At 64.6% G+C, this 19,494-nt stretch carries 19 protein-coding genes; 17 read left to right on the top strand and 2 right to left on the bottom strand.

What is annotated here, in order from left to right; translation table 11 throughout:
• The first annotated feature begins 7 nt into the window (after nucleotides 1-7).
• From K4G53_RS18315 to K4G53_RS18295, 5 genes are all read left to right on the top strand, one after another.
• Nucleotides 8-502 carry a ribose-5-phosphate isomerase gene (locus K4G53_RS18315; RefSeq protein WP_221387107.1) on the top strand — a complete coding sequence of 165 codons (495 nt, stop codon included), beginning with the start codon at nucleotides 8-10 and terminating at the stop codon, nucleotides 500-502.
• Nucleotides 499-1,452 carry a 3-hydroxyacyl-CoA dehydrogenase family protein gene (locus K4G53_RS18310; protein ID WP_221387106.1) on the top strand — a complete coding sequence of 318 codons (954 nt, stop codon included), beginning with the start codon at nucleotides 499-501 and terminating at the stop codon, nucleotides 1,450-1,452. Before K4G53_RS18315 ends, K4G53_RS18310 begins: the two co-directional genes overlap by 4 nt.
• Nucleotides 1,453-1,490: 38 nt before the next feature.
• Complete coding sequence (locus tag K4G53_RS18305; protein WP_221387105.1) at nucleotides 1,491-2,258, top strand: SDR family NAD(P)-dependent oxidoreductase; 768 nt, start codon at nucleotides 1,491-1,493, stop codon at nucleotides 2,256-2,258.
• Nucleotides 2,259-2,350: 92 nt separating this feature from the next.
• Nucleotides 2,351-3,697 carry an MFS transporter gene (locus K4G53_RS18300; RefSeq protein WP_221387104.1) on the top strand — a complete coding sequence of 449 codons (1,347 nt, stop codon included), beginning with the start codon at nucleotides 2,351-2,353 and terminating at the stop codon, nucleotides 3,695-3,697.
• Nucleotides 3,698-3,723: 26 nt separating this feature from the next.
• On the top strand, nucleotides 3,724-4,542 hold the full coding sequence (locus K4G53_RS18295) for a triose-phosphate isomerase family protein (protein WP_221387103.1): 819 nt from the start codon (nucleotides 3,724-3,726) through the stop codon (nucleotides 4,540-4,542).
• On the opposite strand, the gene K4G53_RS18290 is transcribed toward K4G53_RS18295, so the two are convergent.
• Together K4G53_RS18290 and K4G53_RS18285 are read right to left on the bottom strand one after the other, a co-directional pair.
• A complete protein-coding gene (locus tag K4G53_RS18290) occupies nucleotides 4,500-4,982 on the bottom strand; it encodes an SRPBCC family protein (RefSeq protein ID WP_221387102.1) in 483 nt (160 codons plus the stop codon). The two genes, K4G53_RS18295 and K4G53_RS18290, sit on opposite strands and share 43 nt — an antisense overlap.
• Entirely contained in the window at nucleotides 4,979-5,338 is a 360-nt protein-coding gene (locus K4G53_RS18285) for a helix-turn-helix transcriptional regulator (protein WP_221387101.1), read from the bottom strand. The genes K4G53_RS18290 and K4G53_RS18285 overlap by 4 nt, the downstream gene beginning before the upstream one ends.
• A gap of 166 nt (nucleotides 5,339-5,504) precedes the next feature.
• Here K4G53_RS18285 and K4G53_RS18280 point away from each other — a divergent pair, with 166 nt between their 5' ends.
• From K4G53_RS18280 to K4G53_RS18225, 12 genes are all read left to right on the top strand, one after another.
• A complete protein-coding gene (locus K4G53_RS18280) occupies nucleotides 5,505-5,909 on the top strand; it encodes a tautomerase family protein (protein ID WP_221387100.1) in 405 nt (134 codons plus the stop codon).
• Between the two features lie 186 nt (nucleotides 5,910-6,095).
• On the top strand, nucleotides 6,096-7,112 hold the full coding sequence (iolC, locus tag K4G53_RS18275) for a 5-dehydro-2-deoxygluconokinase (RefSeq protein ID WP_221387099.1): 1,017 nt from the start codon (nucleotides 6,096-6,098) through the stop codon (nucleotides 7,110-7,112).
• The gene (locus tag K4G53_RS18270; protein ID WP_221387098.1) at nucleotides 7,109-8,044 is read left to right on the top strand and encodes a deoxyribose-phosphate aldolase; all 936 of its coding nucleotides are present in this window, start codon (nucleotides 7,109-7,111) and stop codon (nucleotides 8,042-8,044) included. The genes iolC and K4G53_RS18270 overlap by 4 nt, the downstream gene beginning before the upstream one ends.
• 32 nt (nucleotides 8,045-8,076) lie before the next feature.
• The gene (gene iolD / locus K4G53_RS18265) at nucleotides 8,077-10,026 is read left to right on the top strand and encodes a 3D-(3,5/4)-trihydroxycyclohexane-1,2-dione acylhydrolase (decyclizing) (protein ID WP_374226185.1); all 1,950 of its coding nucleotides are present in this window, start codon (nucleotides 8,077-8,079) and stop codon (nucleotides 10,024-10,026) included.
• A gap of 32 nt (nucleotides 10,027-10,058) precedes the next feature.
• Nucleotides 10,059-11,573, top strand: coding sequence for a CoA-acylating methylmalonate-semialdehyde dehydrogenase (locus K4G53_RS18260; protein WP_221387096.1), 1,515 nt, complete (start codon nucleotides 10,059-10,061; stop codon nucleotides 11,571-11,573).
• A gap of 25 nt (nucleotides 11,574-11,598) precedes the next feature.
• Nucleotides 11,599-12,510 (top strand): sugar phosphate isomerase/epimerase, encoded by a 912-nt coding sequence (locus K4G53_RS18255; protein WP_221387095.1) that lies wholly within the window; start codon nucleotides 11,599-11,601, stop codon nucleotides 12,508-12,510.
• A gap of 57 nt (nucleotides 12,511-12,567) precedes the next feature.
• Entirely contained in the window at nucleotides 12,568-13,581 is a 1,014-nt protein-coding gene (locus K4G53_RS18250) for a Gfo/Idh/MocA family protein (RefSeq protein ID WP_221387094.1), read from the top strand.
• Nucleotides 13,582-13,654: 73 nt separating this feature from the next.
• A complete protein-coding gene (locus tag K4G53_RS18245) occupies nucleotides 13,655-14,530 on the top strand; it encodes a sugar phosphate isomerase/epimerase family protein (RefSeq protein WP_221387093.1) in 876 nt (291 codons plus the stop codon).
• Nucleotides 14,527-15,984, top strand: a complete 1,458-nt coding sequence (locus K4G53_RS18240) for a sugar porter family MFS transporter (RefSeq protein ID WP_221387092.1) — start codon at nucleotides 14,527-14,529, stop codon at nucleotides 15,982-15,984. Before K4G53_RS18245 ends, K4G53_RS18240 begins: the two co-directional genes overlap by 4 nt.
• Nucleotides 15,985-16,227: 243 nt before the next feature.
• Nucleotides 16,228-17,226, top strand: coding sequence for a substrate-binding domain-containing protein (locus K4G53_RS18235; protein ID WP_221387091.1), 999 nt, complete (start codon nucleotides 16,228-16,230; stop codon nucleotides 17,224-17,226).
• Between the two features lie 62 nt (nucleotides 17,227-17,288).
• A complete protein-coding gene (locus K4G53_RS18230; protein WP_221387090.1) occupies nucleotides 17,289-18,347 on the top strand; it encodes an ABC transporter permease in 1,059 nt (352 codons plus the stop codon).
• Between the two features lie 5 nt (nucleotides 18,348-18,352).
• Nucleotides 18,353-19,288 carry an ATP-binding cassette domain-containing protein gene (locus K4G53_RS18225; protein ID WP_221387089.1) on the top strand — a complete coding sequence of 312 codons (936 nt, stop codon included), beginning with the start codon at nucleotides 18,353-18,355 and terminating at the stop codon, nucleotides 19,286-19,288.
• The last annotated feature ends 206 nt before the right edge of the window (nucleotides 19,289-19,494 follow it).

Here is a 19,494-nt window from a genome sequence, read left to right as displayed (position 1 = left end):
GAACCGCATGACCGAGAAGACCGAGTCAGGCTGGCGGATCGTCGTCGGCAACGACGAAGCCGGTGTCGAATACAAGAACGCCCTGCGCGAACTGCTGGAGGCGGACCCCCGCGTTGCGTCGGTGGAGGACGTGGGAGTCGGCGCTGACGACTCCACCGCCTACCCGCACCTGGCCGTCGCCGCCGCCCGCAAGGTAGCCGCGGGGGAAGCGGACCGCGCCCTGCTGATCTGCGGAACCGGCCTCGGCGTCGCGATCTCAGCCAACAAGGTGCCCGGCATCCGGGCGGTCACTGCCCACGACAGCTACTCCGTGGAACGCTCTGTGCTGTCCAACAACGCCCAGGTGCTGACCATGGGCCAGCGCGTCATCGGCCTGGAACTGGCCAAGAAACTCGTGGGCGAGTGGCTGGACTACCGCTTCGATGAAAACTCCGCATCCGCGGCAAAAGTAGACGCTATCTGCTCCTATGAGGGCGCGTCGGAAGGACTTGAGGACAAATGAGCACTCGTAACATCGCCGTCGTCGGCTCTGGCTACATGGGCGGCGGAATCGCCCAGGTCCTGGCGCTCGCCGGAGCCCGAGTGGCCCTGGCGGACGTCTCCGCCGAAATCGCCCAGAGCAACTACGAACGGTTGCTGAAGGAATCCGACGAGTTCGTGGCGGCAGGCCTCTTCCCGGACAATGCCACGGACCTGCTGAAGGAAAACCTCTGGGCCGCCAAGGACATCGAAGAAGCGGTAGCTGACGCGGAGTATATCGAGGAAGCGGTGCCGGAGGTCCTCGAGATCAAGCACGCCACCCTGGGCCGGATCAGCGCGGCCGCCCGCCCGGACGCCATCATCGGCTCCAACACCTCCACCATTTCCATTGCCAAACTGGCCGAGGTCGTCGACAACCCGGAGCGCTTCCTGGGCGTGCACTTCTCCAACCCCGCCCCGTTCATTCCCGGCGTGGAAGTCATCCCGCACGAGGGAACGTCCGAAGCAACGGTCCAGGCCGCCCGCACCATCGTGGGGGAGACGGGCAAGGAAACCGCGACCGTCAAGGACGTCACCGGCTTTGTGCTGAACCGGCTCCAGTACGCCCTCTTCCACGAAGCCGCCCAGGTGGTGGAGGAAGGGATCGCCAGCGCCGAGGACGTGGACACCCTGGTCCGCACCACCTTCGGCTTCCGGCTGCCGTTCTTCGGCCCGTTCGCCATCGCCGACATGGCAGGCCTCGACGTCTACGCCTTCTGCTACAAGTCGCTGCAGACCGGTTTCCCGGAACGGTTCGCCACCCCGAAGATCCTGCAGGAAAAGGTCGACGCCGGCCAGCTTGGCACCAAGACCGGCTCCGGATTCCTCGACGTCCCCGCCGACCGCACCGCAGCCCTGGTTGCCTACCGGAACAAGGCGTACGTCGCCATGCAGAAGCTCATCGAGGAACTGGGCCCGGCGCCCCTGGCGTAAACCCAGGCCGTCAACCCCCACACCCGAAGGAAGACCTTATGACTTCATTTCCCGCAGACCGCACGGTGATCGTCACCGGGGCCGTCTCCGAGCGCGGCATCGGCCGGGCCACCGCAGAGTACCTTGCCGAGCGCGGCTGGAACATCGGCGTGATCGACCTCGACGACGCCGCCAGCAAGAGCCTGGCCAAGGAGCTTGCCGAAAGGCACGGCGTCAAGGCCCACGGGGCCGGAGCCAACATCGGCGATGAGGCCTCGGTGCGGGCAGCCATCGACGAGATCGAGGCGGAACTGCCCCAGCTGGTGGCCCTGGCGAACATTGCCGGCGTCAGCTCACCGGTGCCCTACCTTGAACTCGACGGTGCCGAATGGGACCGGGTGGTGAACATCAACATGAACGGTGTGCACTACGCCACCCGCCGGGCCGCCGAGTCCATGGCCAGGAACCGGCTGGGCCGGATCGTCAACATCTCCTCCGTCTCGGCCCAGCGTGGCGGCGGAACCTTCAGCAAGACCCCGTACTCCGTGGCGAAGGCCGGAGTTATCGGCCTGACCCGGGCCACCGCCCGCGAGCTGGGCGAGTACGACATCACCGTCAACGCCATCTCGCCCGGTCCCATCGACACGGACATCATGGGCGGCACCCTCAGCGAGGAACGCAAGGACGAACTCGTGAAGGATCTGGTGGTGAACCGGGTGGGCACCACCCGCGACGTTGCCGCGGCGATCTCCTTCCTGATTGGCGAGGATGCCGGCTACATCTCGGGCCAGACGCTGAACGTCGACGGCGGCCTGTACATGCACTGACGGCACGGGTTTCCCATAACCAATGCCACAACACCCCCGCGGGCCGTCGGCCCACGGGACATCACCAACGTCACCACTCGAAGGAGAGTGTTGTGTCCGAAACCACCGCAACATCCAAGGAACTTCTGGCCCGTCCGGTCCTGAAGTCCGCTATTTTCAAGGCGGCCCGCCGGCTCATGCCGATGCTGGTCATCCTGTACGTCGTTTCGTTCCTGGACCGCACCAACGTCGGCTTTGCCGAGGCGGCGCTGGGAGCGGACAAGGGAGTGTCCGCCGCGGCCTTCGCCCTCGGCGCAGGCATCTTCTTCATCGGCTATGCCATCTTTGAGATCCCCAGCAACCTGCTGCTCAAGAAGGTCGGCGCCAAGGTCTGGCTCGCGCGGATTGCGATCACCTGGGGCATCGTCTCGGCCTGCTTCGCGTTCGTCCAGGGCGAGACCTCCTTCGTGATCCTGCGCTTCCTCCTCGGCGTAACCGAAGCAGGGCTGTTCCCCGGCGTGATCATGTACCTCGCCGAGTGGTTCCCCAACAAGGTGCGCGTCCAGATGTTCGCCATCTTCTACCTGGCCCAGCCGTTCTCCCAGATGATCGGCAACCCGCTCTCCGGCTGGCTGATCAACATCGGCGACCAGGTTCCCGGCCTGCGCGGCTGGCAGGTTATGTTCTTCGTCGAAGGCATGCTCGCCGTCGTAGCTGGCATCGCCGCTTTCTTCTTCCTGATCAATGGTCCGGACAAGGCGAAGTTCCTCAGCCGCGAGGAGAAGTACGCGCTGAAGGAAGTCATGGCCCTGGAGGACAACATCAAGGATGAGCACGGCCCCCGCGGCATCCTCGCGGCCATGAAGAACGGCCGGGTCTGGTACTTCACCGCGATCTACTTCTGCCTGCAGATTGCCGTTTACGGCGTGACCTTCTTCCTGCCGCAGCAGGTCTCGTCCCTGACCGGGCAAAAGGTGGGGCTCGCCGTCGGCCTGCTGATCGCCGTGCCCTGGTTCTTCGGCATCTTCGCCTGCTACTTCATCGGCCGGGCTGCCAACACGGTTGCCAAGCGGCGCAAGTTCGGCACCCTCCTCTTCATCTCCACCGGCCTGTGCATCTTCGGTTCCGCCTGGGCGGGCACCAACCATCAGCCGGTCATCGGCATGGTGTTCATCACCCTGGCAGTCTGCAGCTTCCTGGCCGTGGGCCCGGTGGTGTGGTCCTATCCGACGGCGTTCCTCGCCGGATCCGCCGCAGCCGCGGGCATCGGGCTGATCAACTCCCTCGGCAACCTGGGCGGTTTCGTGGCACCCATCCTGCGCACTGCCGTCAACGAAGCTACGCAGTCACCCACCGGATCCATGGGCGTCTACGCGCTGGGTGTCCTTCCGTTCGTGGCGGCAGCGATGATGTTCGCCACGAGGCGGTTCAAGAACAAGGCCGACGAACTGCTCGACTGAGCATTCCGCAACAAGCAAGGAAACCCATGAGCGCCTCCGGCAGCAGCGAACGCAACGGCACCGTATACGTCGGTGTCAGCACCAAGATGTACCTGGGGTACCAGGCAAGCCTTCGCTGGCTGTCGGAGGTCCGCTCTGTGGTTGACCACAGGCCCGGACTGGCCATGGATGCCGCCAAGGATGCTCCGGTCCGGGTCTTCGTCATCCCGTCCTTCCCCGTCCTCGAACCGGCCGCACGCATCCTGGCCGGCTCACCCGTCCTGCTCGGTGCGCAGAACTGCGCCTGGGGTGACGGGCCGCTGACCGGGGAAGTCAGCCCCGGCATGCTGTCCGAACTGGGCGTGTCGTTCGTGGAAATCGGCCATGCCGAGCGACGCAAACTCTTTGGCGAGGACGACGACATCGTGGCCCGCAAGGTGCGTGCCGCCGTCGACCAGTCCCTCACCCCGCTGCTCTGCATCGGCGAGCCTGAAAGGCTCGACGCCGGTGCTGCCGCCGACTTTTGCCTGGAGCAGGTCAGGGCAGCCACGGCCGGTGACGCCGCCCGCCTCAGAAGCCTGGTCCTCGCCTATGAACCCGTCTGGGCCATCGGTGCGGAGGAGCCCGCCCCGGCGCAGCACGTCAACGAGGTCCTCACCCTGATCCGCGCCTCCCTGGACGCCGCATGCCCCCTCATCTACGGCGGCAGCGCCGGACCCGGGCTGCTTCCGCAACTGCCGGCCGCGGACGGCCTCTTCCTGGGCCGCTTCGCCCACGACGCCGCGAACCTGGGCCGGGTCATCGACGAAGCCCTTCGCCGGCGTCAGGCCGACGCGCCTGCCAGCAGCTCGTCCAGCCGCTCATAGCCTTCGGACATTCCGCCCTCCATGCCTGAGTGCAGCATGCCGTCCCGTGCCTCCATGCTCTGGTACATGGCATGGCCCCTCAGCCGGCAACGCCCGCCGTCGAGCTCCTCGAAGGTCATGGACTCCAGGCTGACCGAGTCCGGATAGCCGCCGAACTCAAACGTCTGCAAAGCGAAGTCATTGTCGCGCACGGTGTGGAAGACGCCACGGAACTCATAAGGGATTCCCTCCGGGCCCGTGTGGATGTACCGGTAGCTGCCGCCGGTGCGGAAATCGTAGTGGTCCATTTCCATCTTCATTCCCCGCGGGCCCAGCCATTGGCTGACGAGCGTGGGGTCCTTGTGCGCCCGGAATACGTCGGCGACCGGAAAATCGAACTCCCGCTCGAAGTCGATGTAGGGGAGTCCCTCCGGCGCAGTGATCTTCAGTGGATTGCTCATCGCATGTCCTTTGCCTTTGGCGCCGCTTGCCCGGCGCTGGATTGAAGCACGGCATCGAGGCTGCGGAACTGCTCCTCGCGGACCAACCGGTACTGGTCGATCCAGGCGGTGAGCGCCTCCAGCCGTGCGGGATTCAGGTGTACGGGCCGGCGCTGCGCGTCCCTGGTGCGGGTGACCAGCTCTGCATGCTCGAGTACCTGGATGTGCTTCGAGACTGCCTGCTTGGAAATCTCGAAGGGTTCCGCCAATTCATTAACCGTTGCCGGGCCCCGGCTGAGCCGGGCGATGATGCTCCGCCGCACCGGATCGGCCAAGGCCATGAAGGCCGAGTCCAAACCCGCACTCTCGGAGCTCATTGCTGCCCTTTCTTGATCAATAGATTCGTTGATCAGTCGATTCGTTGATCAACCATTTGGTTGTTTAAGAATAGACCCAGCGACCGGCTCGTTCAAGGCTTTTGGGTCTTGCCTGCTGTTAAAGATCTTTGTTAGTATGTCAGTACAAACTTTAGCGGGAGATGGCATGCCACTTGTACGAATTGACGTCAATGAAGGACGAAGCGCCGAGGAGCTGCAGCGCCTCAGCCGGGGGATCCACGAAGCGATCCTCGCCGAGTATGGGATCCCGGAGCGGGATTACTTCCACATCCTCACGGAGCACCCGCGGGGCCGGATCTACGCCCAGGATGCCGGCTTGGGCTTTGAACGCACCCCCGGGGTGGTGATGATCCAGATCTTCACCCAGGGCGGCCGGTCACAGGAGGCCAAGCAACGCCTCTTTGCAGCCGTGGCCGACAACCTCGCGGGCGCGGGGGTTGCCGGCGAGGACGTTTTCATCGGATATGTCGAAAACACGGCCGGCGACTGGTCCTTCGGCTTCGGCAAGGCACAGTACGTGACGGGCGAATTGGCCGTCCCCGGGAAGTAGTTGGCGCGCCCACTATTTGGGATGGCCGCGGTTCAACTTTCGTTGTAAGTATGTCAGTACAAACCTTTGACAGGACATTCGATCTAGGGCAAAGTAGTGCCTGTGGCCCACACCACGGCCTGCCAGTCCCGGAGCTCCTGCCCCTCAAAGGATTTGAGTTCCACACCAGAAAGGTCCACGATTCCCGTGACCCACGAGCTTCTTACGATCGGGCGCATCAGCGTTGATATCTACCCGAACGACATCGGGGTGGGGCTGGAGGATGTCAATTCCTTCGGCAAGTACCTGGGCGGTTCGCCGTCGAATGTCGCTGTTGCCGCCGCCCGCCACGGCCGCAGGACCGGGGTGATTACCCGTACCGGGGATGACCCGTTCGGCACCTACCTGCACCGCGAGCTGCGCAAGTTCAACGTCGACGACACGTTCGTCACGCCGGTCGCCGGCCTTCAGACGCCCGCAACATTCTGCGCGATCAAGCCCGCGACCGATGAATTCCCGCTGTACTTCTACGGCCGGTTCCCCACCGCGCCGGACCTGCAGATCAAGGCAGAGGAACTGGACCTGGACGCCATCCGCAAGGCGGGTATCTTCTGGTCCACGGTGACCGGGCTGTCGCAGGAGCCGTCCCGCAGCGCACATATCGCCGCCCATGAGGCCCGTCCCCGCACCGGCCTGACGGAGGGGCAGTTCACGATCCTGGACCTGGACTACCGGCCGATGTTCTGGTCCTCCGAAGAGGAAGCCCGGGCCGAGGTCGCGAAGGTCCTGCCGCACGTTACGGTCGCGATCGGCAATGACAAGGAATGCGCCGTCGCCGTGGGCGAGGGCACTCCTGATGAGCAGGCGGACCGGCTGCTGGCCGCCGGCGTCGAAATCGCCGTCGTCAAGCTCGGCCCCGAAGGCGTGATGGCGAAGACCCGCACCGAACGCCTGGTTTCCGCTCCCGTCCCTGTGGAAACGCTGAACGGCCTGGGTGCCGGCGACTCGTTTGGCGGCGCATTTGTCCACGGACTGCTCTCCGGCTGGCCACTCGCCCAGGTCCTGGACTACGCCAACGCCGCAGGCGCGATTGTCGCCTCCCGCCTTTCCTGCGCCGATGCGATGCCGACGCCGGACGAGGTCACCTCGTTGCTGGCAGAACGCGGCCGCCCGGTCCCCGCCGCCCCTGCCGGTCAGCTTGCAACCGAAGGAGCAGGACTGTGACCCTCACGCCCGTAACCCGGGGCAGTGCCGTGAACGACGATCCGCGCCGCTACGGGCACCTGAGCACCATCCGCCTGGAAGACCCGGAGGCCGTGGCCCGCGCGGCCAAGTCCCGGCGCCGACACCCCGGCCTGAAATCCGGGCGGCAGAATTTCATCGTCGCCGCCGACCACCCGGCCCGCGGCGCCCTGGCTGTCGGCAGCGATCCGGTGGCGATGGCTGACCGCCGGCAGTTGCTGGACCGGTTGCAGATCGCGCTGGCCAACCCCGCCGTGGATGGTGTCCTGGCATCCCCGGACATCATGGACGACCTGCTGCTCCTGGGTGCACTGGACGGCAAGCTGGTGTTCGGTTCGATGAACCGCGGTGGCCTGTCCGGGCTGGTCAACGAGTTCGATGATCGGTTCACGGGCCACACCGCTGCCGCCCTGGAAGCCCTGGGCGCTGACGGCGGAAAGATGCTCACCCGCATCTGCCTGGGCGACCCCGACACCGTGGCCACCCTGGAAGCGACCGCCAAAGCCATCGATTCCCTGGCCGGGCGCAAGCTCATCGCCATGGTGGAGCCGTTCCTGTCCGTCCGGGAGAACGGCCGGGTGCGCAACGACCTGTCCACCAACGCGGTGATCAAGTCCATCGCGATCGCCGAGGGCCTGGGTTCCACCAGCGCCTACACCTGGATGAAGGTTCCCGTGGTGGCGGAGATGGAACGCGTCATGGCCGCCACCACCATGCCCACCGTCCTGCTGGGCGGCGACCCGGAAGGGTCCCAGGACGAGGTTTTCGCGTCCTGGCAAGCTGCATTGGCCCTGCCCGGAGTCCAAGGCCTCACCGTGGGCCGAACCCTGCTCTACCCCGCAGACGGGGATGTGGCAGGCGCCGTCGCCACGGCCGCTTCCCTCCTTCACCACACCGCAGAAGTATCGGAGTAAGTCCCATGGGATCCACAACAGGAACGCGCAGGATGACGGTGGCCCAGGCCGTCGTCGAATACCTTTCCAAGCAGTACACCGTGGACTCGGTGAACGGCATCGAGTACCGTGGGCGGCTGATCCCTGGCACGTTCGGTATTTTCGGGCACGGGAACGTGGCCGGCGTGGGCCAGGCGCTGAAGCAGTACCAGCAGCTGGACCCGGCCATCATGCCGTACTACCAGGGCCGGAACGAGCAAGCCCAGGTGCACCAGGCCGTCGGGTATGCCCGGCACACGCGCCGCCGCCAGACCTACGCAGTCAGCACCTCGATCGGCCCGGGCTCGTCCAACCTGCTGACCGGCGCCGCGCTGGCCACCACGAACCGTTTGCCGGTGCTGCTGCTGCCCTCGGATACGTTCGCCACCCGTGCTGCGGACCCGGTGCTGCAGCAGCTCGAGCAGCCCTACGCGTATGACCTGACGGTCAATGATTCGTTCCGGCCGCTGTCCAAGTTCTTCGACCGGGTGTCCAGGCCGGAGCAGCTGTTCTCCGCGTTCCACCACGGCCTGCGCGTCCTGACCGACCCGGCCGAGACCGGCGCGGTGACCATTTCGCTGCCTCAAGACGTCCAGGCCGAGGCCTTCGACGTTCCCCTGGAGTTCCTGGCCGAGCGCGAGTGGCGGATCCGCCGCCCCGAAGCCGACGACGACGACATCGCCCGCGCCGCGGCAGCGATCCGGGCCGCGAAGCGCCCGCTGATCATCGCCGGCGGCGGCGTCCTCTACGCCTACGCGAACGATGAACTGGCGAAGTTCGCCGAGCTGACCGGGATCCCGGTGGGCAACACGCAGGCAGGCGTCGGCGTGCTGCCGTGGGACCACGTCCAGTCCCTGGGTGCGATTGGTTCCACGGGAACGACGGCGACCAATGCCATCGCCGCGGAGGCGGACCTGATCATCGGCATCGGCACCCGCTATGAGGACTTCACCACCGCGTCCCGGACCGCGTTCCAGAACCCGGACGTGAAGTTCGTCAACATCAACGTCGCCCCGATCGACGCGTACAAGCACGGCACGCACCTGCCGATCGTTGCCGATGCCCGCAAGGCCCTGGCCAAGCTCAACGCAGCGCTGGGCGGGTACCGGGTGGGTGCTGACCTCCAGCGACAAGTCGAAGCCGAGAAGAAGCGGTGGAACGCCACCGTGGACGAGGCCTTCGACACCCGCTACACCCCGCTGCCGGCCCAGAACGAAATCATCGGCGCCACCAACCGGGCCATGGACGCCCGCGACGTGGTCATCTGCGCCGCCGGATCCCTTCCCGGTGACCTGCACAAGATGTGGCGCGTCCGCGATCCATTCGGCTACCACGTCGAATATGCCTACTCCTGCATGGGTTACGAGATTCCCGGCGGCCTCGGCGTCAAGCGCGCCGCAATCGCCGAAGCAGCAAGTACGACGGCGGGCGGCGACTCAGGCGACAAGGTGCGGGACGTCGTCGTCATGGTAGGGGACGGCTCCTACCTGATGATGCACACCGAGCTGGTCACCGCCGTCGCCGAACGCATCAAACTGATCGTGGTCCTGATCCAGAACCACGGCTACGCGTCCATCGGTTCGCTCTCCGAATCCCTCGGCTCCCAGCGGTTCGGCACCAAGTACCGGACGCTGGACGAGGAGCAGCACAGCTTCGACGAAGGGGAGAACCTGCCCGTTGACCTGGCCCTGAACGCCCAGTCCCTGGGTGTGAAGGTGATCCGGATCGAACCGGGGGAGAAGGTCATCGCCGAGCTGGAGCAGGCCATCCGCGATGCCAAGGCGGCGCCCGAGGGCAGCGGCCCGATCCTGATCCACGTCGAATCCGACCCGCTCCTGGACGCACCGTCCTCCGAGTCCTGGTGGGACGTCCCCGTCTCCCAGGTCGCCGAACTCGACTCCACCAAGCAGGCCTTCCAGACCTACACCGACCACAAGTCACGCCAGCGCAAACTGCTCGGCTAATCACACTTTTACACCACTCAAGGAAGAGTCCCATGACTGCCACCACCACCGAAACCAGCGTTATCAACCACTTTCTCAACGGCGCCGAGACCGCCGGTGAAGGCGACCGCACTACGCCCGTGTACAACCCGGCCACCGGCGCGGTAACCGGCGAACTGCGCCTGGCCAACCGTGCGGACCTGGACACCGCCGTCGCCGCCGCCCGCAAGGCCGCCGACACCTGGGGAGACATCTCCCTGGCCAAGCGCACTGCCGTCTTGTTCAAGTTCCGTGAACTCGTCGCCGCGCACGTGGACGAACTCGCCCAGCTGGTGACCGCCGAACACGGCAAGGTCCTCTCCGACGCCAAGGGCGAAATCGGCCGCGGCCTGGAAGTCGTGGAGTTTGCCTGCGGCATTCCCACCCTGCTCAAGGGCGACTACTCGGACCAGGTCTCCACCGGTATTGACGTTTTCTCCTTCCGGGAACCCCTCGGAGTGGTCGCGGGCATCACGCCGTTCAACTTCCCCGTGATGGTGCCGCTGTGGATGGCCCCGATGGCCATAGCCACCGGCAACGCCTTCATCCTCAAGCCCTCCGAGCGCGACCCCTCCGCGTCGCTGCTGCTGGCCAAGCTCTGGAAGGAAGCCGGCCTGCCGGACGGGGTGTTCCAGGTCCTGCACGGCGACAAGGAAACCGTGGACGGGCTCCTGACCCACCCCGACGTGGACGGCATCTCCTTCGTCGGCTCCACCCCGATCGCGCAGTACGTCCACGAGACCGCCACCAAGCACGGCAAGCGCGTCCAGGCCCTGGGCGGGGCGAAGAACCACGCCATCATCCTGCCCGACGCCGACCTGGACAACGCCGCCGACCACCTCGCCGCCGCCGCGTTCGGCTCCGCCGGCGAACGCTGCATGGCCATCTCCGTCGCCGTCGCCGTCGGAGACGCCGCCGACGCCCTGGTCGCCAAGGTCCGGGAACGGGCCCAAGCCGTCAAGGTCAACAACGGCACCGAACCCGACGCCGAAATGGGCCCGGTCATCACCCCGGCCTCCAAGGAACGCATCGTCAAGATCGTCACGGAGGCCGAAACCGCCGGCGCCGCCATGGTGGTGGACGGCCGCGACCTGGTGGTCCCGGGCCACGAGAACGGCTTCTGGGTGGGCCCCACCGTGATCGACCACGTCAAGACCGAAATGACCGCCTACAAGGAGGAAATCTTCGGACCCGTCCTCGTCGTGGTCCGCGTCGACACCCTCGAAGACGGCATCAAGCTCATCAACGCCAACCCCTACGGCAACGGCACCGCCATCTTCACCTCCTCCGGCGCGGCCGCCCGCAAATTCCAGCGCTCCGTGACCGTCGGCATGATCGGCATCAACGTGCCCCTGCCCGTCCCGGTGGCCTACCACTCCTTCGGCGGCTGGAAAGCCTCCCTCTTCGGCGACAAGCACATCTACGGCCCCGAAGGCGTCTCCTTCTACACCCGCGGCAAGGTCGTCACCTCCCGCTGGCCCGAAACCCACCACGCCTCCGGCGCCTCCTACAACTTCCCCTCCAACTAGCAGCCAGAAGAAAGACAACGCTGTCATGACTGAGAACAAGCTGATCATCGGCACGGCGCCGGACTCCTGGGGTGTCTGGTTCGCCGACGACCCAAAGCAGACCCCCTGGGAACGCTTCCTCGACGAGGTGGCCGAGTCCGGGTACAAGTGGATCGAACTGGGGCCCTACGGCTACCTGCCCACCGACCCGGCCCGCCTCGCGGAAGAACTCAAGCAGCGCGACCTGCAGATCTCCGCCGGCACAGTCTTCACCGCCTTCCACCGCGGACTGGACCAGTGGGAAACCGCATGGGAACCGGCCCGCAAGGTTGCTGAGCTGACGGCAGCCATGGGTGGCGAGCACATGGTTGTCATTCCGGCCATGTGGCGCGATGACGTGACGGGCGAAGCAGTGGAAAGCGGCACCTTGAGCGAGAAGGCCTGGGACGACCTGTTCACCGGCCACAACCGCCTGGGCAAGACCCTCCTCGAGGACTTCGGCCTGAAACAGCAGTTCCACTCCCATGCAGATTCCCATGTGGGCGCGCAGGAGGACATCGAGACGCTGCTGGGCGCCACCGATCCGCAGTACCTGAACCTCTGCCTGGACACCGGACACGCGGAGTACTGCGGCGCCTCCAGCCTGGACCTGATCAAGAACTACCCGGACCGGATCGGTTACCTGCACCTGAAGCAGATCAACCCGGAGATCCTCAAAAAGGTCAACGAGGAAAACATGACCTGGGCCGCTGCAAACCTGGCCGGCGTTATGACCGAACCGCCCAACGGCCTGCCGGACCTGCGCGCGGTCATCGAAGCTGTGGAAGCCCTGGACCGGCCCATCTTCGGCATCGTGGAGCAGGACATGTACCCCGTGGCCTTCGACGTTCCCATGCCCATCGCCAAGCGGACCCGCAACTACCTGCTGTCCTGCGGTTCCCGTACGACCGTCAGCTGACGGACCAGCACTGACAGACAGCACAGACCCCGTCTCAGAAACCAAAAGGACAAATCAATGACTGAAAACCTCCGCGTCGCCGTCATCGGCGCAGGCCGCATGGGTGCCGACCACATCCAGCGCCTCAGCAAGCGCATTCACGGAGCAGAAGTTGCCGCCGTCGTGGACGTGGACCTCGCCCGCGCCCAGGCCGCCATCGAAGGCATCCCCGGCGCAGTGGCCCTTGCCGACGCCGAGGAGGCCCTCAACAACGGCGACGTCAACGCCGTCCTCATCGCCACCCCCGGCTTCCTGCACGAGGACATCCTGCTCAAAGCCCTCGCCAAGGACATCCCCATCCTGTGCGAAAAGCCGCTCACCCCCGACGCCGAATCCTCCTGGAAGATCGTCGAGGCCGAGGTCGAGCTGGGCCATAAGCGCATCCAGGTGGGCTTCATGCGCCGCTTTGACGCCGAGTACGCAGCCCTGGGTTCCATCATCCGGAACCACGAACTCGGCGAACTGCTGATGCTGCACCACCAGCACCGCAACCCGACCACCCCGCCCGGCTTCACCAACGAGATGCTCATCAATGACTCCGTGGTGCACGAGTTCGACGCCATCCGGTTCTTCACCGGCGAGGAAATCACCAACGTCCAGGTCCGTCTGGGCAAGGCCAGCAGGAATGCCCCGAACGGCCAGCACGACCCCCAGCACGTCCTGCTGGAAACCGAATCAGGGGTCCTGGCCGACGTCGAAATCTTCGTGAATGCCAAGTTCGGCTATGAAGTGGCTACCCAGGCGTCCTTCGAGGACGGCATCGTCAGCATCGGCGGCGACAAGGGCCCCTACACCCGCAGCGCCGGCCGCTGGGGCGGCACTGTCACGCCTGGCTTCGAGGAGCGCTTCGGTGCGGCATACGACGTCGAAATCCAGTCATGGGTGGACGCGGCACTTAAGGGCGACATCGGGGGTCCGTCGGCCTGGGACGGGTACGCCACCGCCGCGTGCTGCGAAGCAGGCGTCGAAGCGCAGAAGAACGGCGAGAAGGTCGCCGTGAAGCTGGCCGCAAAGCCCGACCTCTACAAGTAGGAGCGGAAAGGGGGCGGAGCCATCCGTCCCCTTTCGTGTCCCAGGCCTCCCTGATCCACAATGGAGTGTTTACGTGAAAACCGCACTTGACCCCACCCCGTTCCACCACTCGCACAGCCTGCTGGACTTCCCCAAAGTGGTGGCGGACCTGGGCTACAAGTACATGCAGATGACTCCGCACGCGGACTTCATCCCGTTCTTCAACCACCCCAAGGCGGACGACGAACTCGTCGGCCAGCTGAAGAAGGCCTGCACGGACGCCGGAATAGAGATCGCCTCCGTCCTGCCGGTGCTCCGCTGGTCGGGGCCGGGCGAGGAGGCCCGTGAGGCAGCCGTCCGTTACTGGAAGCGCGCCATCCAGATCACCGTGGACCTTGGCGTCAGCACCATGAACACCGAGTTCAGCGGCCGCCCGGAGAAGGCAGAGGAGTCCGAGCGGGCGTTCTACCGTTCCATGGAGGAACTGTTGCCCATCATCGAGCGCGAGGGGATCGACCTGCTGATCGATCCACACCCGGACGATTTTGTGGAGGAAGGCCTGGCCGCCCTTCGCGTGATTCGCGGTGTGAACTCAAAGAACGTCGGCATGGTGTACGTGGCCTCGCACAGCTTCCACATGAAGGACTCCCCGCTGGACATCATGCGGGCAGCGGGGGACAAGCTGCGGCTGGTCCATGTGGCGGACACGATGGACCACCATGCCTCCCATGGCCTGCGCTACATCACCAACCCGCCGGGCAATCCTGTCCGCGTCCATCAGCACCTGAAGATCGGCGACGGCGACGTCAACTGGGACGAGTTCTTCGGCGGCCTGAAGGAGATTGGCTTCCTGGACCGCGAGGACACGGTCATGGTGTCCAGCGTCTTCGCCGAGGATGAGAATGCCGCGGACGTCTCCCGGTACCAACTGGAGACCATGAAGCAGTACGTGCAGAAGGTCAGCGTATGAGTTCGCCTGTTTCTGGCCACGCCGCCGTAAAGCAGCCCGGCAATCACACGCGGGCCCTGCGGACCGTCACCATCATTTCCACGTTCGGCGGGCTGCTGTTCGGCTACGACACCGGTGTCATCAACGGTGCGCTGCCCTACATGCAGGAGGACCTGGGCCTCACGCCGCTGACTGAAGGCCTAGTCACGTCGTCCCTTCTGCTGGGTGCTGCCTTTGGCGCCCTGTTCGGCGGACGGCTGGCTGACCGTAGCGGCCGGCGCAAGATGATCATGGTGCTGGCAGTGGTGTTCCTGCTGGGCACGCTGGGTTGCACGTTCGCGCCCAGTACGGAAGTCATGATCGCCGCGCGGTTCATCCTGGGCCTTGCGGTGGGTGGGGCGTCAGTGACTGTTCCCGTGTACCTGGCCGAGGTATCGCCCAGCAACCGGCGCGGCCGGATCGTGACCCAGAACGAACTCATGATCGTCACAGGGCAGCTGTTGGCCTTCGTCTTCAACGCCTACCTTGGCAATTCCTTCGGCGAATCCAACGGCATCTGGCGCTGGATGCTGGTGATCGCCACGCTTCCGGCCATCGCGTTGTGGATCGGGATGAACTTCATGCCCGAGAGCCCCCGCTGGCTGGCTTCCATGGGCAGCTTCGGCGAGACGCTCAGCGTGCTGCAACGGATCCGGTCCCAAGCGGAGGCCCGGAAGGAGTTCGAGGAAGTCAAAGCCATGGCCGTGGAGGACTACAAGTCCAAGATGGGGTCGTGGAAGGACCTGGGCATCCCATGGCTCCGCCGGATCTTCTTCGTTGGGTTGGGCCTTGCCGTGATCCAGCAGATCACCGGCGTGAACTCGATCATGTATTACGGAACGCAGATCCTGTCTCAGTCAGGTTTTGGCCGCGAGGCGGCGCTGACCGCGAACATCGCCAACGGCGTCATCTCGGTACTCGCCACGTTCGTGGGCATTTGGCTGCTGGGCAAGGTGGGGCGCCGACGGATGCTGATCACCGGACAGGTGGGAACGACGACGGCGCTGCTGCTGATCGGGCTCTTCTCCCTGATCCTGCCGGAGGGCTCAGCCCGGGGCTTCGTCATCCTTGCGCTCACCGTGACGTTCCTGGCGTTCCAGCAGGGCGCCATCTCCCCGGTCACCTGGCTGATGCTCTCGGAAATCTTCCCATTGAAGATCCGCGGCCTGGGCATGGGGGCGTCGGCCTTCCTGCTGTGGATCGTGAACTTCCTGATCGGGTTCGGCTTCCCGCAGCTGCTGGCCGCCATCGGCATCTCCAACACGTTCTTCGTGTTCGCCGTCCTGGGTGTGGGGGCCATCGCCTTCGCGGCCAAGTATGTTCCCGAAACCAAGGACAAGAGCCTTGAGGACCTGGAGCACTACTTCAAGAACACGGCCGGCACTGAAGCCCACGCGGTCGACCACGAGCGACAGGCCGTGCCAAACAAGTACTGAATGTTCCTGAAGATGCCCCCTTGAGACCTGTCTTGAGGGGGCATCTTTTGTCCCTCCCGGGCGGCTGCCGGGGGGTGTCGAAATGTACTGTGGCCACGCCAAAGCAATCTAATTACGTCATAACATACTAATGACAGGACAAAGTCTTGACTTTTGTGAGGCGGGTCACCATGATCGTCATGAAGGCAAATTCGAACCCACGCGACGAAGCGTGTGGCTGGCCCGAATCAAAGGAGATTTATCGTGAAGAAGTTTTCCTGGCGGAAGGCCGCACTGGTAGCAGCGGTTGTCCCCATGATGGCGCTGAGCGCCTGCTCCAGCACTGGCGGTAGGACGCCGCAGGGAGGCGCCGGCGGTGGCGGCCAGGTTGCCACTACTGAGCGGATGAAGATCGCGCTCGTCACGCACGCCGCTCCGGGTGACACCTTCTGGGACATCCTGCGCAAGGGTGCGGAGGAAGCCTCGGCAAAGGACAACGTCGAACTGCTCTACACGTCCGACCCCGAAGGCGGACGCCAGGCGCAGCTGATCCAGCAGGCCATCGACCAGAAAGTTGACGGAATTGCCGTAACCCTGGCCAAGCCGGACGCGGTCAAGGACGCGCTGAAGAAGGCAACAGCTGCGGGCATCCCGGTGGTAAGCCTCAACTCCGGCGCCGACGTGTGGAAGGGTATGGGCGCGTTCACCCACTTTGGTTCAGATGAGAACCTTGCGGGCGCCGCCGTGGGTGAGAAGCTTCTTTCTATGGGCGCCAAGCGCCCGATCTGCGTCATTATGGAGCAGGGGAATGTGGCGCTTGATGCCCGCTGCGCCGGTGTCAAATCCAAGATCCCGGCCACGGAGAACCTGTTCGTCCAGGGGACGGACATGACGCAGGTTTCCTCCACCGTCACCGCGAAGCTCCAAGCCACGCCCGAAGCCGACGCCATCATCGGACTTGGTGCCCCTTTCACGCTCACGATCAACAAAGCGGTGGAGTCACTGAATTTGAAGGACAAGGTCAAGGTGGCCTCCTTCGACATGAACGGCGAACTGGCCCAGGCCATCATCGATGGCAAGGTTGCCTTCACCGTGGACCAGCAGCCCTGGCTGCAGGGCTATGGCGCCATTGATGCGCTGTGGCAGGCAAAGCGCGCAGGCATCCACGTTGGCGGTGGCCAGCCTGTACTCACCGGACCCTCGATCGTCGACCAGGCAGCCGCTCCCGACGTCCTCAAGTTTGCGAAGGAGGGTGTCCGCTAGGACACCCTCCCGCCGGGTCCGGGGCGACAAGCCGTGGATCCGGCGTTAGGTAGGAGAATAAAATGACCATTACCCAGAGTGTGACAAAGCCCCAGGCGGTCCGCGACGAACGCGTCAGCAAGCGGAACCCCTTCCAGAAACTCCTGGCACGTCCCGAAGTGGGCGCCCTCGTCGGTGCCATCGTCCTCTTCGTCTTCTTCGCATCCGTCTCACAGACATTCATCCAGCCGAACGCCTTCGCCACCGTTCTCTACGGCAGTTCCACCATCGGCATCATGGCCGTCGGAGTGTCGCTGCTGATGATCGGCGGGGAATTCGACCTTTCCACCGGTGTTGCCGTGATCAGTTCCGCCCTGACAGCTTCCATGTTCAGCTGGTACTTCAGCATGAACGTCTGGGTGGGCGTGGTCCTGGCCCTCGTCGTCTCCCTGGCCATTGGGTTCATTAACGGCTGGATCCTGATGAAGACCAAGCTGCCGAGCTTCATCGTTACCCTTGCCAGCTTCCTGATGCTGACAGGCCTCAACCTTGGTCTCACCCGCATGATCGGCGGCGGTGTGTCCTCCCCATCGATTTCCAACATGGACGGTTACGCTGCGGCACGGGCCATCTTCGCCTCCTCCGTGAACATCGCCGGCGTCAACGTCAACAACACTGTCTTCATCTGGATCGCGCTGGTGGCCGTGGCGTCCTGGGTACTGTTGCGCACCAAGGTGGGCAACTGGATCTTTGCCGTCGGCGGTGACGCCAATGCGGCCCGGGCTGTGGGCGTGCCTGTCAAATCCACAAAGATCGGGCTCTTCATGGCGGTAGGGTTCTGCGCCTGGATCCTGGGCATGCACAATTTGTTCGCCTTCGACGCCGTGCAGTCCGGTGAAGGGGTCGGCAACGAATTCCTCTACATCATCGCTGCCGTCATCGGTGGGTGCCTCCTGACCGGTGGTTACGGGTCAGCGGTAGGCGGTGCCATCGGCGCCTTCATCTTCGGCATGGCCAACAAGGGCATCGTTTACGCCCAGTGGAACCCTGACTGGTTCAAGTTCTTCCTGGGCCTCATGCTGCTCCTGGCCACCATCGTGAACCTCTACGTCAAGCGCCGCGCAGACGCAAGTAAGGGCTGATAACCATGAACGCCAACCAGATCGACCAGCAGCAACTCCTCAGCGGCGAAAAGGATCCGTTGACCCACACACCCGTGCACCTGCTTTCCCTTGAGAGCGTGGGCAAGCACTACGGCAGCATCGTGGCGCTTACCGATGTCACCATGGCCGTGGACAACGGCCGCGTCACGTGCGTCCTCGGCGACAACGGCGCCGGTAAGTCGACCCTGATCAAGATCATCGCCGGGCTCCACCAACACGACGCTGGAGTCCTTAACGTGATGGGGGAGGAGCGTAAGTTCACCTCTCCCAGGGACGCCTTGGATGTTGGCATCGCCACTGTCTACCAGGACCTGGCGGTGGTGCCGTTGATGCCCATTTGGCGGAACTTCTTCCTCGGCTCGGAATTGACCACCGGGTTTGGTCCCTTCAAGAGCCTCGACGTCCAGAAGATGAAGGACATCACCAAGAAAGAGCTCGCGGACATGGGCATCGACCTCCGCGACGTGGAACAGCCCATCGGCCAGCTCTCGGGCGGTGAGCGCCAGTGCGTCGCAATTGCCAGGGCAGTCTACTTCGGGGCCAAGGTCCTCATCCTGGATGAGCCGACGGCGGCCCTGGGCGTCAAGCAGTCGGGCGTCGTCCTGCGCTACATCCTCCAGGCGAGGGACAGGGGACTCGGGGTCATCTTCATCACCCACAACCCACACCATGCCTTCCCCGTCGGCGACCGGTTCCTCCTGCTCAAGCGGGGCAGGTCCATCGGCTACTACGACAAGAAGGACATCACCCTCGACGAACTGACCGCCCAAATGGCCGGTGGCGCGGAACTGGCCGAATTGGCCCACGAACTGGAACAGCTTGGCGGTCACGGTGACATTGTCAAAGAAGTCCAGGCCGAGGTTGCCGATGTCACTGAAAACGCGGAATCTCCCAGGGAAAGCACCCCCAGGCACCTATAGCACCCAGCCGGGGGCCCGACGGCGACGCCTGACAGGCCCCCGGGGAGGACGGCCACAAGGCACCACAGGTGGCACAAGCCATGATCCGCCCGCTGCACAGTGACGGTGCCTTCACCAAAGTGATCTACTGATGGCCGCCGTGCTCCGGCAGCGAATCCAGGCGAAGCCGGAACGGCCGCCTGATCCATTCCCTACGCGCCATTGAA

This window comes from Arthrobacter sp. MAHUQ-56 (genome assembly GCF_019710585.1).
Taxonomy (GTDB): Bacteria; Actinomycetota; Actinomycetes; order Actinomycetales; family Micrococcaceae; genus Arthrobacter.
Note: the sequence above shows the minus strand (reverse complement) of the source record. Positions and strands in the feature narration are given on the sequence as shown.

Bases quoted from the DNA above. Each gene is read 5' to 3' on its own strand.
- K4G53_RS18315 (WP_221387107.1), top strand. From the start codon at position 8: ATGACCGAGAAGACCGAGTCAGGCTGGCGGATCGTCGTCGGCAACGAC.
- K4G53_RS18310 (WP_221387106.1), top strand. From the start codon at position 499: ATGAGCACTCGTAACATCGCCGTCGTCGGCTCTGGCTACATGGGCGGC.
- K4G53_RS18305 (WP_221387105.1), top strand. From the start codon at position 1,491: ATGACTTCATTTCCCGCAGACCGCACGGTGATCGTCACCGGGGCCGTC.
- K4G53_RS18295 (WP_221387103.1), top strand. From the start codon at position 3,724: ATGAGCGCCTCCGGCAGCAGCGAACGCAACGGCACCGTATACGTCGGT.
- K4G53_RS18290 (WP_221387102.1), bottom strand. From the start codon at position 4,982: ATGAGCAATCCACTGAAGATCACTGCGCCGGAGGGACTCCCCTACATC.
- K4G53_RS18285 (WP_221387101.1), bottom strand. From the start codon at position 5,338: ATGAGCTCCGAGAGTGCGGGTTTGGACTCGGCCTTCATGGCCTTGGCC.
- K4G53_RS18280 (WP_221387100.1), top strand. From the start codon at position 5,505: ATGCCACTTGTACGAATTGACGTCAATGAAGGACGAAGCGCCGAGGAG.
- iolD (WP_374226185.1), top strand. From the start codon at position 8,077: ATGACGGTGGCCCAGGCCGTCGTCGAATACCTTTCCAAGCAGTACACC.
- K4G53_RS18260 (WP_221387096.1), top strand. From the start codon at position 10,059: ATGACTGCCACCACCACCGAAACCAGCGTTATCAACCACTTTCTCAAC.
- K4G53_RS18255 (WP_221387095.1), top strand. From the start codon at position 11,599: ATGACTGAGAACAAGCTGATCATCGGCACGGCGCCGGACTCCTGGGGT.
- K4G53_RS18250 (WP_221387094.1), top strand. From the start codon at position 12,568: ATGACTGAAAACCTCCGCGTCGCCGTCATCGGCGCAGGCCGCATGGGT.
- K4G53_RS18240 (WP_221387092.1), top strand. From the start codon at position 14,527: ATGAGTTCGCCTGTTTCTGGCCACGCCGCCGTAAAGCAGCCCGGCAAT.
- K4G53_RS18230 (WP_221387090.1), top strand. From the start codon at position 17,289: ATGACCATTACCCAGAGTGTGACAAAGCCCCAGGCGGTCCGCGACGAA.
- K4G53_RS18225 (WP_221387089.1), top strand. From the start codon at position 18,353: ATGAACGCCAACCAGATCGACCAGCAGCAACTCCTCAGCGGCGAAAAG.